Source organism: Desulfuromonas versatilis (assembly GCF_019704135.1).
Classification (GTDB): domain Bacteria; phylum Desulfobacterota; class Desulfuromonadia; order Desulfuromonadales; family NIT-T3; genus Desulfuromonas_A; species Desulfuromonas_A versatilis.
Window position 1 is genome coordinate 4,489,737 of record NZ_AP024355.1, and the last position, 13,946, is coordinate 4,503,682.

The 13,946-nt window shown below is 62.0% G+C and carries 9 protein-coding genes; 3 read left to right on the plus strand and 6 right to left on the minus strand.

Annotated features, from left to right (window positions below):
- The first annotated feature begins 15 nt into the window (after window positions 1-15).
- Both DESUT3_RS20085 and proX read left to right on the plus strand, forming a co-directional pair.
- A complete protein-coding gene (locus tag DESUT3_RS20085) occupies window positions 16-852 on the plus strand; it encodes an ABC transporter permease (protein ID WP_221250275.1) in 837 nt (278 codons plus the stop codon).
- Between the two features lie 49 nt (window positions 853-901).
- Entirely contained in the window at window positions 902-1,933 is a 1,032-nt protein-coding gene (proX, locus tag DESUT3_RS20090; RefSeq protein WP_221250276.1) for a glycine betaine/L-proline ABC transporter substrate-binding protein ProX, read from the plus strand.
- Window positions 1,934-2,037: 104 nt separating this feature from the next.
- Here proX and DESUT3_RS20095 read toward each other — a convergent pair whose 3' ends face one another.
- Entirely contained in the window at window positions 2,038-3,837 is a 1,800-nt protein-coding gene (locus tag DESUT3_RS20095) for a M3 family oligoendopeptidase (RefSeq protein WP_221250277.1), read from the minus strand.
- A 211-nt stretch (window positions 3,838-4,048) separates the two neighbouring features.
- On the opposite strand from DESUT3_RS20095, the gene DESUT3_RS20100 reads away from it, so the two are divergent.
- Window positions 4,049-5,398, plus strand: coding sequence for an NAD(P)/FAD-dependent oxidoreductase (locus tag DESUT3_RS20100; RefSeq protein ID WP_221250278.1), 1,350 nt, complete (start codon window positions 4,049-4,051; stop codon window positions 5,396-5,398).
- 23 nt (window positions 5,399-5,421) lie between these two features.
- Here the strand turns inward: DESUT3_RS20100 and DESUT3_RS20105 are convergent, their stop codons facing one another.
- From DESUT3_RS20105 to nuoL, 5 genes are all read right to left on the minus strand, one after another.
- A complete protein-coding gene (locus tag DESUT3_RS20105) occupies window positions 5,422-7,797 on the minus strand; it encodes a glycoside hydrolase family 65 protein (RefSeq protein ID WP_221250279.1) in 2,376 nt (791 codons plus the stop codon).
- Entirely contained in the window at window positions 7,794-8,564 is a 771-nt protein-coding gene (locus DESUT3_RS20110) for an HAD family hydrolase (protein ID WP_221250280.1), read from the minus strand. The genes DESUT3_RS20105 and DESUT3_RS20110 overlap by 4 nt, the downstream gene beginning before the upstream one ends.
- 258 nt (window positions 8,565-8,822) lie before the next feature.
- The gene (locus tag DESUT3_RS20115) at window positions 8,823-10,283 is read right to left on the minus strand and encodes an NADH-quinone oxidoreductase subunit N (protein WP_221250281.1); all 1,461 of its coding nucleotides are present in this window, start codon (window positions 10,281-10,283) and stop codon (window positions 8,823-8,825) included.
- Window positions 10,284-10,335: 52 nt separating this feature from the next.
- Window positions 10,336-11,889 carry an NADH-quinone oxidoreductase subunit M gene (locus DESUT3_RS20120; protein ID WP_221250282.1) on the minus strand — a complete coding sequence of 518 codons (1,554 nt, stop codon included), beginning with the start codon at window positions 11,887-11,889 and terminating at the stop codon, window positions 10,336-10,338.
- A gap of 44 nt (window positions 11,890-11,933) precedes the next feature.
- Window positions 11,934-13,910, minus strand: a complete 1,977-nt coding sequence (gene nuoL, locus DESUT3_RS20125; protein ID WP_221250283.1) for an NADH-quinone oxidoreductase subunit L — start codon at window positions 13,908-13,910, stop codon at window positions 11,934-11,936.
- Window positions 13,911-13,946 lie beyond the last annotated feature (36 nt).

The following is a 13,946-nucleotide window of genomic DNA, read 5'->3' on the forward strand; positions in this document are numbered from 1 at the left end:
TGAGGAATATCCAGAATGCGTATATTTGACTTTGACGAAAGAACCATCCCCCTCGACGACTGGATTCAGAACGGGGTCGACTGGCTGGTCGCCAACTACCGGGACCTGTTCCAGGTCATCAAGGTCCCCGTCGAGAAAACCCTCGAGGGGCTCGAGTGGTTTTTCACCTTTCTGCCGCCGAGCCTAGTGATGCTGGTTTTCGCCTTCCTCGCCTGGCGCTACGCCGGCAAACGGGTCACCGTCTTTACCCTGCTGACCCTGCTGCTGGTCGGCTTCCTCGGGCTGTGGGAAGACACCATGATCACCCTTTCGATGGTGATCTGCTCGGTGCTGTTCTGCGCCATCTTCGGCATCCCCCTCGGCATCTGCGCCGGGCGCAGCGACCGCTTCGAAATGATCCTGAGGCCGTTTCTCGACGCCATGCAGACCACCCCGGCCTTCGTCTACCTGGTGCCGGTGGTCATGTTGTTCAGCATCGGCACCGTCTCCGGGGTGCTGGCGACCATCGTTTTCGCCCTGCCGCCGCTGATCCGCCTGACCAGCCTCGGCATCCGCCAGGTACATCCCGAACTGGTCGAAGCGGCGCTGGCCTTCGGCGCCACCCGCTGGCAGGTGCTGCGCAAGGTGCAGTTTCCCCTGGCCCTGCCTTCGGTGATGGCGGGGCTGAACCAGACCATCATGATGTCCCTGTCGATGGTGGTCATTGCCGCGCTGATCGGCGCCGGCGGCCTCGGGGGGCCGGTGGTCCAGGGCCTCAACACCCTGGAGATCGGCCTGGCCACCATCGGCGGCCTGAGCATCGTGCTGCTGGCCATGGTGCTCGACCGCATCACCCAGGGATTCGGCAAATAAATCCCTGAATCCACCTGCACCCATCACTCACCCGATAAGGAGAATCGACATGAAAAAAACGTTACTGAGCTTTTTGGCCCTCGGCCTGGTAGCCGCCCTGGCCATCCCCGCCGTGGCTGCCGAAGACCGCCCCGGCAAGGGTGTTACCGTGAAACCCGGCCGTGCCACCTGGAACACCGGCTTCTTCCAGGAAGCCCTGGTGCGTAAAGGCCTCGAAGAGCTCGGCTACAAGGTCAAACGCCCCAAGGACCTGGCCAACCCGATCTTCTACCAGTCCCTGGCCCTGGGCGATCTCGATTACTGGACCAACGGCTGGTTTCCGACTCACAACAACCAGTTGCCGAAAAATTTCTACGACAAGGCCGACAGCTACGGCTACGTGGTCAAGGCCGGCGGCCTGCAGGGTTATCTGGTCTCGAAAAAGGACGCGGAAAAATTCAACATCCAGTCCCTCGACGACTTCAAGCGCCCCGAGGTCAAGCAGGCCTTCGACCAGAACGGCGACGGTAAGGCCGACCTGGTCGCCTGCCCTGCCGGTTGGGGCTGCGAGAAGGTCATCGGCCACCACATGGAAGCCTATGAACTGGGCGATCACATCAACCCGATCAAGGCCGCCTATTCGGCCAGCATGGCCCAGGCCCTGGCGAGCTATCAGAACGACAAGCCGGTGTTTTTCTACACCTGGGCTCCCAACTGGACGGTCTTCAAGTTCAAGCCCGCCGAAGACGTGGTCTGGATCAACGTCCCCGAGATCAAGCCCATGGAGGCTCAGGCCGACTCCGTCGAGCGCATGACCGTCGCCGACGTCGAGGGTGCGGTCAGCAACCCGGTCAAGCTCGGCTTCGTAGTCAGCGACATCCGCATCGTCGCCAACAAGAAATTCGCCGAAGCCAACCCCGCCGCCAAACGCTTTTTCGAGGTCTTCACCCTGCCGCTGGCGGACATCAACGAGCAGAACACCAAGATGCAGCAGGGCGAAGATTCCAAAAAGGACATCGAGCGCCACGTCGAGGCGTGGATCGCCAAGAACCAGGAAAAATGGAACGGCTGGCTGGAGGAAGCCCGTAAGGCGGCTAAATAAGTCTGCCCGTTTCTAAAAGTAAAGGCTCCATGCCCCAGGGGAAACCTGTAGGCATGGAGCCTTTTTTTTCTGTACAACCGGGATGCAGCGCTCGAAGAACTCCCCTAACCCGCCTCCACCAGCGCCCGCAGTTCCTTAAGCAACCCTTCCACGAAATCATACCCCTTCTGCCAGAAGTCGGGATCGGCCAGGTCGATGCCGAAGGGTTTGAGCAGTTCGGCGGGGGGCTGGCTCCCCCCCTTGGCGAGCAGCTCGAGGTAGCGGGGGACGAAGGGCGCGCCCTCCTCCAGGTATTTCTGATAAAGGGCCAGCACCAGCAGCTCGCCGAAGACGTAGGAGTAGCAGTAGAAACGGCTGTGGATGAAGTGGCTGATGTAGCTCCACCCCCAGCGGTAGGGTTCGATCATCTCCACGGCATCGCCGAACAGCCTGGCGTTCTCGCTCCACCACAGCTCGCAGTACTCCTCGGGCGAGAGCAGACCCGCCGCACGCTTTTTGTGGGCGGCCAGCTCGAAGCGGGTCAACACGTTCTGACGGAAGGTGGTGGCAATGATGTCCTCGAGCTTGGCGCAGAGCAGCTCGATCTTGACCCGCGGGTCGCTCTCGCGGTCGAGCAGGTGCCGGGTGAGGAGCATTTCCCCGAAAACGCTGGCGGTTTCGGCGAAGGGGAGCGGCGCGTGATACTGGAACAGGTTCTGCCCCTGGGACAGGGCGTAATGGACCCCGTGGCCAAGCTCGTGGGCCAGAGTCGCCACGTCGCGCAGGTTGCCGGTGTAGTTGAGCAGCACGTAGGGGGCCTGGCCGGGGAGCATCCCCATGCAGAAGGCCCCGCCCCCCTTGCCCGGTTTGGGCAGGGCGTCGATACGCCGCTCGGTGAAAAAGGCCCCGGCCTCCTCGGCCAGGCGGGGGGAGAAGCCCCCGAAGGCCTCGAGCACCAGGGCTTTCGCCTCGGCATAGGGAATCTGTCGGCTCTGCCCCCCCAGCGGGGCGTAGAGGTCGGTGTTTTTCATCCGCTCCCGCCCGAGCAACTGGCGCTTGAGGGCGAAGTATTCCTGGGCCAGGGAGTAGTTGGCCTCGGTAACCTGCATCATCCGCTCGACCATCGCCGGCTCGGTTTCGCTGGAGAGGTGGGTCGGGGTCATGATGTCGGGGTAACGGCGCAACTCGACCTCCTTGGCGTGGTCGAGCAGGATGTTGTTGAAGCAGGAGCTGAGCACCAGCGCGTTTTCGGCGTGCCGCCCGAGGAAGGTGGCGAAGGCCCCCTCGCGCACCTCGCCCTCGGGGTGGTGCAGCAGCGCCAGCAGCTCCTCGCCGGTGACCTCGCGGGGTTCCTCCTCGCCGGGCATGGCGAAGCGGAAACGGAGCGAGGCGGTCAACTCCTCGAAAAGCTGGACGAAGGCTTCGCGGCCGGTCAACTCCTTGCGCTTGAGGACCTGCTCGACCTCTTCGCTGAGGGTGTAGGGGGCGTGGGCGCGCATCTGGTTGAGATAATGCGCGTAGCGGGCGACCTCGGGGTCCTTGAGCAGACAGAGGTAACGTTCGTTGTCGAGCTGCAGCAGCTCCAGCTCGAAGAACAGCAGCTGTTCGCTGGCGGCGCTCCAGGCCTCGCGGGCGCGGGCCAGCAGCGCCTTGTGGGCCGGCGGGGAGCTGTCGGCGGCAAACAGCAGCTGGGCGTACAGGTAGGGTTTTAGCCCCTGCTTCTGCAGAGCCTCGTAGCGCTGCAAAACGGCTACCAGCAGCTCGGGGGAGAGCTGGTCCGAGGCGATGCGGCCGCGAAAATCGTGGCGGAAACGCCCGGCCTGGGCCTGGCCCTGCTTCAGGTCGGCCTCCCAGCGGGGGTCATCGGGTCCGCTGTAGAGGGCAGAGAGCTCCCAGCGAAGCTCCCGATCGGTTTGTTCTGTCATGAGTACTCCTTGGGTCGGCAGATGGCAGAAGGGAAAAGTAGCGAGCCGGGGCAGCCCTGTCAATCCCAAAGGATTCCCGGGCATGGCGCGGGAGGCCCCGGGTTGCGAACCCGAGCCCTACGAAGGGAAAAATCACCCTGAGCGGTTTGACCGCTCGCCCGTTGGGGTAGAATAGGAATTACGCCAATTGCCAACCCCTCGGGAGTCTGCCATGTCCGAAATTCCCCCAGCCGGCCCCCCGCCCCGGGTGCTCATCGTCGGCGGCGGCTTCGCCGGCCTCAACGCCGCCAAGGGGCTGGCCGACGCGCCGGTCTCGGTGTTCCTGGTCGATCGCCACAACTACCACCTGTTTCAGCCGCTGCTCTACCAGGTCGCCACGGCGGTGCTCAGCCCGGCGGAGATCGCCACCCCCATCCGCCACGTGCTTCGCGACCAGCAGAACGTGCGCATCGGCCTGGCCGAGCTGAACGGGATCGACCTGGCGCGAAAGACCGTCAGCCTGCCCCGCGGGGAAATCGGCTACGACTACCTGATCCTGGCCACCGGCGCCACCCACTCCTATTTTGGCCAGGACCAGTGGGAAAAACTGGCCCCCGGGCTCAAGACCATCGACGACGCCCTGGAGATCCGCCGCCGCGTGCTGCTTGCCTACGAGGAGGCCGAGTGGGAGGAAGATGTCGAATCGCGGCAGGCCAAGCTGACCTTCGTGGTGATCGGCGGGGGGCCGACCGGGGTCGAGATGGCCGGCGCCCTCAAGGAGATCGCGGCCAGGTCGGTGCCGCGGGACTTTCGCTTCATCGATACGACCACCGCCCGCGTCATCCTGATCGAAGCCGGCAGGCGCCTGCTCGGCGGGATGCCCGAGGCGTTGGGGCGGCAGGCTCTGCGGGATCTGCAGGACATGGGGGTGCAGGTGCGACTGGGTTGCCGGGTCACCGGCATCCGCCCCGGGGAGGTCCTGGTGGCTGAGGAGCGGCTGCCGGCCGAAAACGTCATCTGGGCCGCGGGGGTCCGCGGCTCACCGGTGGCGCGCACCCTGGGGGTTCCCCTGGACGACAAGGGGCGTGTCCTGGTGGAAGCCGACCTGTCGGTCCCGGGGCACCCGGAGGTGTTCGTGATCGGCGACCTGGCAAGCCTCATCGATCCGCCCAGTGGCCAACCAATCCCTGGGGTCGCCCCGGCCGCCATCCAGATGGGTCAGTACGTCGCGCGCATCATCGCAGGAGAAGCCACCGCCGGCAAAGGCCCGCGGCCGCCGTTCCGGTACCGCGACAAGGGCGCCATGGCGACTATCGGCCGCAACCGGGCCGTCGCTTCTGTAGGGGGGCGCAACTTTTCAGGGGCCTTCGCCTGGCTGCTGTGGTGCGCCGTGCATATCTGGTCGCTGATCGGCTTCCGGCGGCGGGTCTTTGTGATGTTTTCCTGGCTCTGGTCCTACCTGAGCTTTACCAAGACCGCGCGGCTGATCACCGGCAATCCCCAGCCCCGGGTCAAGCGCCCCCGCGGGGTCATCCCCACCAGCAGGGACAATGACGCCGAGCAGGACGACTCCCCTCCCTGACGGCTCCGTCGCCACCGCGGTGGCTAATCCTGGGACCCTGTGTTTTCCACCCGCAGCGGCTGTCCGGGCGACAGGTTCAGATCCCGGCCCTGATGCTCCAGCGTCAGCTCTTTGCCCTCAACCAGGGTGTAGACCGCCTGCTCGCGCGTCATCTCCACATCCAGGCGTTGGCCCCGCACCGTGAGCTGGAACCGCAACCTCTTGAGCTGAGGCGGAAGCCGGGGGTCGAAACTCAGGCTTCCCCGGTGATCGCGCATTCCCGCGAAACCGTAGGTGACCACCATCCAGGTGCCGCCCATCGAGGCGATATGGCAGCCGTCCTTGACGTTGCCGCCGATATCCGCCAGATCCATCAGCACCGCATAGCGGGCGTACTTCATGGCCTTCTGCACGTCGCCGATTTCGTTGGCCACAATGCTCTGGATGCAGGCCGACAGGGAGGAGTCTCCCGTGGTCAACGGATCGTAGTAATCGAAATTGCGTTTTTTCTGCTCCGGGGTGAACTCGTTGCCGAGCAGGAACATGGCCAGGACCACATCGGCCTGCTTGATCACCTGGTGCCGGTAGATCACCAGCGGGTGATGGTAAAGCAGCAAGGGGAAACGCTCGCGCGGGGTCGCCTTGAGGTCCCACACCTCGCGGTCGAGGAAATTGTCGTCCTGGGGGTGAATTCCCGTGGCTTCGTCAAAGGGGATGTACATGGCCGCAGCGGCCTCGCGCCACTGGTCGGGCTCGGCGGAATCGAGACCGGTCCTGTGCACCAGGCTGGCGTAATGCTCCGGATGCCGCTCACTCATGTGGGCGACCGTTTCGGCGGCGTAGCGCAGGTTCTCCCTGGCCATGAGGTTGGTGTAGGCGTTGTTGTTGACTACCGTGGTGTACTCGTCCGGCCCGGTCACCCCGTGGATGCAGAAGCGGCCGTTGTTCCGCCCCGAGAAAAACCCCAGGTCATACCAGAGCCGGGCGGTTTCCACCAGAATCTCGGCCCCTTCGTTGTACAGCAAGGCCTTGTCATCGGTAATTTCCACGTACTTGCGCAGGGCATAGACGATGTCGGCGTTGATGTGGTACTGGGCCGTTCCGGCAGCGTAGTAGGCGCTCGCCTCCTCGCCGTTGATGGTCCGCCAGGGGAACAGGGCCCCTTTCTGGTTGAGCTCCCGGGCCCGTTGCCGGGCCTTTTCCAGCATGCTGTGGCGAAACCGCAGCAGATTGCGGGCGATGTGCGGGGCGCTATAGGTCAGAAACGGCAGGACGTAGATTTCCGTGTCCCAGAAGTAATGCCCCTCGTAGGTCTGCCCGGTCAGCCCCTTGGCGGCTATCCCGGTCCCTTCGGCCCGAGCCGAGGCCTGCAGAATCTGGAACAGGTTCCAGCGCAGCGCCTGCTGGATTTCCCCCATGGGGCGGTTACTCCCCCCCGGGTCGCCCTCCACCTCCAGGTCGCTGCGCTTCCAGAATTCATCCAGGAAGCGGCGCTGACCATCCAGCAGGGCCCTGAAGCCCTGCTGCAGGGCGCGGTCCAGGGTCCACTCGGCGCGGGTACACAACTTTTCTGCCGGGATGCTGTCGGAGCTGTGATAGGCGATGAATTTGACCAACTGGATCGGGATGCCCGGCTTGGCGTCGACAAAATATGCCACCTTGCCGAAATCCTCCGCGCACTCGGTGCGCCAGGAGTGGGGGCAGTCGGTCTCAAACTGGTGATCGATGGCGCAGGCCAGGGTCATCCCGCTGTTGCGGGCCTGATGACTCATGACCAGGCGTCTGTCGCGGTGGTAGTGGCGCTGGGGCAAAAGCACCCGCTGCGCAAAACCCTTGGCCTGGCGCGGGTCCTCAATGCCGGCCTGGTTTGGTTGATCGCCGATCAGTTCGGAGGAGATGACCACCGGCGCTTCGGCGTTGAGCAGGGTGACCTGGATGGAGACCGCTGCGAGATGCCGGTGTTCGAAGGAAACCAACCGACGCGTTTCGATCAGCACCCGTTTCCCCGAAGGGGTCTCCCAGAGAAGCTCCCGGTCCAGGGTGCCCGCCTGCATATCCAGGGTCCGCTGATAAAGCTGCAGGCTCGCCTCGGGGAGGTAAAACGGCTCGTCATCCACGTAGAGGACCACGGTTTTGGCGTCGGTGACGTTGAGCATGGTCTGCCCGGTGCGGGCAAAGCCAAAAGCCCCCTCACTGTAAACCAGGGGCCAGGTTTCATGAAAACCGTTGAGAAAGGTGCCGCGCTGCGAATAGGGGCGCCCCTCCTCGTAATTGCCCCGCATGCCGAGATAGCCGTTGCCCAGCGAAAAAATCGTCTCGGTCTGGGCCAGAAATCGCGGATAGAAACTGGTTTCGATAATTTTCCAGGGATTAATCGGATAAACATGGAGCGGCGGATTGAGGGTTTCATGACGTATCATGTCCGGCCGGCCTTTCCGGGCAGAAGTTCCGCCAGATCCCTGACTACCAGGTCCGCACCGTTTTCCTTCAGAGCCTGGGCATCTCCGTGCCGGTCGATGCCGATCACCAGCGCGAACCCCCCTCTGCTGGCCGCCTGAACCCCGGAGATCGCATCTTCCACCACCACCGCCCGCAGGGGCTCCACGCCGAGCAGTTCGGCCGCCTTGAGAAAGGTGGCCGGATCGGGTTTCCCCGGCAGCCCGAGGGACTCGGCCACCTTCCCGTCGACCCAGAGTTCGAACAGGTCGGCGATCCCGGCGGCACGCAGGACGGCTTCACAGTTTTTGCTCGCCGACACCACCGCGGTCCGGATCCCCTGGCCGCGAAGATGGTGCACCAGGGACACCGACCCTTCGAAGACACCGACGTTGCCTGCGGCCAGCAGTTCATTGACCAGTTTATCCTTGCGGTTGCCAAGCCCGCAGATGGTCTCGACCTGCGGAGAGTCCCCGGGATCCCCTGGCGGCAGCTCGATTCCCCGGGACTCCAGGAAGCTCCGCACCCCCTCGTAGCGCAGCTTTCCGTCCACATAGAGACGATAATCGAGGTCGCTGTCGAAGGGCTGAAAGGCCTCGCCCCTCTCCCTTGACTTCTGCTGAAGGTATTCATCGAACATTTGCTTCCAGCAGACTGCATGCAGTTTGGCCGTGGCGGTCAGCACCCCGTCCAGGTCAAACAGCACGGCGTCGTAATTTTCCCAGGTCAGCGCTGCGGTCAACGACTCCATGAATCCCGACTCCTTTTCAACTCCCCACTGCGAGGGATATCCTGCGGCTGCCGGTAGCGACATCAGCTGCCGAGCGCATCCCGCTGAATGTTTACCGTTAAAGGGTACTACAAGCAAAGGATATTACCAACCCGCATCGTGGTAACCCTGCCTGCCTCGGACCGGGGGTGCGCAGGCCAAGCTGTTCAGGACGAATAAAAACAAAGGCCCGGACCTTTGCAGGTCCGGGCCTTTGCCTTAAGTTGCTTTGATTCCGGGTCAGAAGATCGCCAGCTTGGCCATCTCCATGACCTTGGCGGGGATCAGCCCAAGGTACAGGACCCCAACGATGGCCACCACGATAGAGACCACTGCCGCGGTGTTCAGCTTGACCCACTCGTAGTTCTCGGTCGGATCCTTGAAGTACATGGCCACCATGACCCGCAGGTAGTAGTAGAGGGACACGGCCGAATTGAGCACCCCGATCACCGCCAGCCAGATATAGCCAGCCTTGACAGCGCCGGCGAAGATATAGAACTTACCGGCGAAACCTGCTGTAGGCGGAATCCCCATCAGCGAGAACAGGAAGATGGTCATCGCCACCCCGAGGAAGGGGCGCTTGTAGCCAAAGCCTGCAAATCCATCGAGAGTCAGGTTCTCCTCCCCCTGCTTCCCGGCAAGAACCAGCACCGCGAAGGCACCGATGTTCATGAAGGTATAGCCGAGCATGTAGAAGAGAATCCCGGAAAGGCCAATCTCGTTGGCAGCCACCATGCCGACCAGGGCATACCCGGCGTGGGCGATGGAGGAGTAGGCCAGCATTCGCTTGATGTTGGTCTGCTGGATGGCGATCACGTTGCCGACGATCATGGTCAGGATGGCCAGCAGCCACAGAAGACTGGTCCAGTCACCCTGCATGGGGCCCAGTCCAAGCGTGAAGACCCGCAGGAAAGCGGCAAATGCCGCGGCCTTGGGGCCTGCGCTCATGAAAGCGGTGATCGGCGTGGGAGCGCCCTGGTAGACGTCCGGGGTCCACATGTGGAAGGGAGCGGCGGCAATCTTGAACAGGAAACCGACGGCCATCAGCAGCATGCCGGCAACGGCCATGGGGCTGGAGATCAGCGATTCGTGGGCCGCCAGGAACATCCCGATATCGGCCAGGTTGGTCGTCCCCGACACCCCGTAGATGAGGGCGATCCCGTAAAGCAGGAAACCGGTGGAGAAGGCGCCGAGCAGGAAATACTTCAGCCCGGCTTCGTTGGAGCGCACCTGGCCGCGGAACAGGCCGGCAAGCACGTAGAGCGAGATGGAAAGAACTTCCAGGCCCAGGAAAATGGTCATCAGGTCGGTGCCCGAGGCCATCCACATGGCGCCGGCCGTGGTGAACAGGATCAGGGCATAGTACTCGCCAATCGGATACCCCTCCCGCTTGAGATATTCATCCGAGATCAGGATGGTAAGCCCAGCGGCAAACAGGAAGGTGATGTTGAAGAAGGTGGCGAAGTTATCGAGTGCCACGTGCCCGGCGAAACCGAATTCGGGTTTGTTCCAGGCTGCCAGGGAAACGATGCCCGTGACGATCAGCGCGATGACGCTGATCCAGGCGACATGGGTGGTTTTGCCCCGAGGGGAAAAGACGCTGATCATCAGCAGAGCCATGCCGAAACAGGTCAGCACCAGCGATGGCATGATCGCCGCGAAGTTCACGTTCTGCATGGCGAGTTGCACCAGATTTTCCATGGAAATGCTCCTCCGGAAGCAGTGTTTAAACAGTACTTAAGGCTAGGGCCTTTTATTTGATTTCCAGGTGCCCGGTCTGAACCGGTTCCACCATGGCGACCTGCTGCTTGCTCTTCACCTGGATGATCAACTGTTCGAGGGAAGGGGACATCTTCTCGAAGAAGGTGTTGGGATAGACACCGATCCAGAAGACGAACACCAGAAGCGGCAGCATCAGGACGATTTCCCGGGCGGAGAGATCCTTGAGGTCCTGGTTCTTGGGGTTGGTAAGTTCCCCGAACATGACCCTCTGGAACATCCAGAGCATGTAGACCGCGGCGAAGATTACCCCGGCGGTGGAGATCACTGCGTACCAGCGCAATTCGCTCTCAAAAGCGCCGACCAGGGCCAGGAACTCGCCGACAAAGCCGTTGGTCCCGGGCAGGCCGATAGAGGAGAAGGTCACGATCATGAAGATGGTGGCGAAGATCGGCATCTGCTTGGCCAGGCCGCCGAACTCACTGATCAGGCGGGTGTGGCGCCGTTCGTAGATAAAGCCGACGATAAGGAACAGCGCGCCAGTGGAGATACCGTGGTTGATCATCTGGATCATGCCACCGGTGAGCCCCTGCAGGTTGAGGGCGAACACCCCCAGCATGACGAAGCCAAGGTGCGAAACCGAGGAATAGGCGACCAGTTTCTTGACGTCGTCCTGCATCATGGCGACCAGGGCTCCGTAGATGATGCCGATCACGCAGAGGGTGGCCAGCAGGGGCATGAAAGTCTGCAGAGCGTCGGGGAACAGGGGCATGGCGAAGCGCACGTAGCCGTAGGTACCCATTTTCAGCAGGATGGCGGCCAGGATAACCGAACCTGCGGTGGGCGCCTCGGTATGAGCGTCGGGCAACCAGGTGTGCAGGGGGAACATCGGAACCTTGATGGCGAAGCTGAAGGCGAAGGCCAGGAACAGCCAGGGCTGCAGCTCGGGGGCGATGGTCATCTTGTAGAAGTCGGTGATGCTGAACCCGCTGAGGTCCATGCCCGACTGGACGGCGTGGTAATAGACGTAGATGATCGCCACCAGCATCAGCAGGGAGCCTACCGCGGTATAGATGAAGAACTTGACCGCGGCGTAAATCCGGCGGCCGCCGCCCCAGATGCCGATCAGGAAGTACATGGGAATCAGCATCAGCTCCCAGAAGATGTAGAACAGGAACAGGTCAAGGGAGATGAACGCCCCGAGCATGGCGGTTTCCAGCAGCAGCAACAGCGCCATGAAGCCCTTGATGTTCTTCTCGACCGCCTGCCAGGTGGAGAGCACCGCGATGGGCATAATGAAGGTGGTCAGCAGGATCAGCCACAGGCTGATGCCATCGACACCGACATTGTAGTTCATCTGGAAGAAATCCCCAACGCTGATCCAGGAGGCGAACTCGGTATATTGCATGGCCGCGCTGGTTTTGAACTCGTCGTGGAACGCCAGCGGCAAACTGAAGACAAAGGTGACCAGGGTCACCACCAGGGTGAAGCCTTTGAGTACTCCGCCGTTGTCCTTGGGGATGAACAGCAACAGCAGCATCCCCAGCAGCGGGAAGAAGGTCATCAGGCTAAGCAGATGGTCGGTCATGGGAAATCGCTCCTTTTTTCTCTCTCGCTATGGTGAAAGCGCTCTTACCTGAAGACGTAGAAACCAACAATCAGGATCACCCCAACGACCATGGACAGGGCGTAATTGTGAACCAAGCCGCTCTGCACATGGCGCAACCCCTTGGACCAGAGGTTGACAAGACCGGCAACACCGTTGACCGCCCCATCCACGACCATGACATCGAAGCCCTTCCAGAGGAAGGTCCCGAGACGCTTGCAGGGATTGACGAACAGGGCGTCGTAAAGCTCGTCAATGTACCACTTGTTGAAAACGATACGGTGCAGCCCGGAAAATTTGCTGACGAATTTGGCAGGCAGTTCCGGTTTTTTCATGTACATCACGGTGGCGAGGCCGATGCCGACCAGGCCGATGACCACCGAAAGCACCATCAGCCACCGCTCCACCGCAGCCGTGCCGTGAGCGGAAATTTCATATACCTGCTGGGTCTGGTGGAAGACCGGGGCGAGGAAGCCCTCGAGCCGGTTCCCCACATGGAGGACGTCGATGGCGTGCGGTATGCCCACCAGACCGCCGACGGTCGCCAGAGCGGCCAGTACCACCAGCGGCAGGGTGATCACCCAGGGCGACTCGTGAACATGATCCTTGGCTTTGGCGTGGGTCTTCTGCTCGCCGTGGAAGGTCATGTAGAGGCAGCGGAACATGTAAAAGGCGGTCATACACGCCGCAATCGAGCCGATGATCCAGACCAGCATGCTGCCGCGGGTGGAGGCAAACGTCCACCAGAGGATCTCATCCTTGGAGAAGAAGCCGGAGAAGAACGGCATGCCGGCGATGGCCAGACAGGAGATCCCGAAGGTCGCCCAGGTAACCGGCATCTTCTTGCGCAGCCCGCCCATGTTGCGCATGTCCTGCGGGTCATCGTGAAGGTGGGCATGGTGCAAGGCGTGGTGCATGGCGTGGATTACCGAACCGGAGCCGAGGAACAGGCAGGCCTTGAAGAAGGCGTGGGTCATCAGGTGGAAAATGCCGGCGGTGAAGGCCCCCACCCCCATGGCCATGAACATGAAACCGAGCTGGGAGACGGTGGAATAGGCCAGCACCCGCTTGATGTCATTCTGCGCGAAACCGATGGTGGCGGCGAAGATGGCGGTAGCGGCACCGACCAAGGCAACCACCATCATGGTGTCGGGAGCCTGGGCGAAAAGCCCGTTCATGCGGCCGATCATGTAGACGCCGGCGGTAACCATGGTGGCGGCATGGATCAGGGCCGAAACCGGGGTCGGGCCTTCCATGGCGTCGGGCAGCCAGGTGTAGAGGGGGATCTGTGCCGACTTGCCGGTGGCGCCGAGGAAGAAACAGAGGGTCACCACCGTCACCACGGTGCTGCCGACTCCGAGCAGGTGGCCATGCTCGGCGATCTCGACGAAGTTGACGGTCCAGATCCCGTGCTCGCTGCCGAGGGTCCAGAACAGGGTGAAGAGGCCGAGCAGGAACCCGAAGTCGCCGACGCGGTTGACGACGAAGGCCTTTTTGGCGGCGTCCCCGGCGCTCTTCTTATGGAAGTAGTAGCCGATGAGCAGGTAGGAGCAGAGGCCGACCCCCTCCCAACCGATGAACATGACCAGGGCGTTGTTGCCCAGGACCAGCATCAGCATGGAGAAGCAGAACAGGTTCAGGTAGGCGAAATAGCGGTAAAAGCCCTCTTCGCCGTGCATATACCCGATGGAGTAGAGATGGATGAGGGAGCCGACACCGGTGACCACCATAATCATCAGGGCGGAAAGCGGATCGAGCAGGAAGCCCCAGTCAATCTGCAGGGTCCCGAGGGACATCCAAGGGGCGATGACCTGCTGGTGAACCTTGACCGAATCTCCCAGCAGCTGGAAAAAATACTTGCAGGAGACCACGAACGAAGAGGCGATGGCGAGCGTTCCGATAGCGCCGATTACCTTCTCATTCTTGATTTTCTTGCCGAAAAGTCCGTTGATTACGAACCCCAGCAGCGGAAAGAATGGGATAAGCCATAGTTTGTCGTACATCTATCTCTCTCCTCTAGGCGGAATGAACTCTTTATC

Excerpts from the sequence above, each read along its gene's own strand:
- proX (WP_221250276.1), top strand. The coding sequence starts at position 902 with ATGAAAAAAACGTTACTGAGCTTTTTGGCCCTCGGCCTGGTAGCCGCC.
- DESUT3_RS20100 (WP_221250278.1), top strand. The coding sequence starts at position 4,049 with ATGTCCGAAATTCCCCCAGCCGGCCCCCCGCCCCGGGTGCTCATCGTC.
- DESUT3_RS20110 (WP_221250280.1), bottom strand. The coding sequence starts at position 8,564 with ATGGAGTCGTTGACCGCAGCGCTGACCTGGGAAAATTACGACGCCGTG.
- DESUT3_RS20120 (WP_221250282.1), bottom strand. The coding sequence starts at position 11,889 with ATGACCGACCATCTGCTTAGCCTGATGACCTTCTTCCCGCTGCTGGGG.
- DESUT3_RS20115 (WP_221250281.1), bottom strand. The coding sequence starts at position 10,283 with ATGGAAAATCTGGTGCAACTCGCCATGCAGAACGTGAACTTCGCGGCG.
- DESUT3_RS20095 (WP_221250277.1), bottom strand. The coding sequence starts at position 3,837 with ATGACAGAACAAACCGATCGGGAGCTTCGCTGGGAGCTCTCTGCCCTC.
- nuoL (WP_221250283.1), bottom strand. The coding sequence starts at position 13,910 with ATGTACGACAAACTATGGCTTATCCCATTCTTTCCGCTGCTGGGGTTC.
- DESUT3_RS20085 (WP_221250275.1), top strand. The coding sequence starts at position 16 with ATGCGTATATTTGACTTTGACGAAAGAACCATCCCCCTCGACGACTGG.
- DESUT3_RS20105 (WP_221250279.1), bottom strand. The coding sequence starts at position 7,797 with ATGATACGTCATGAAACCCTCAATCCGCCGCTCCATGTTTATCCGATT.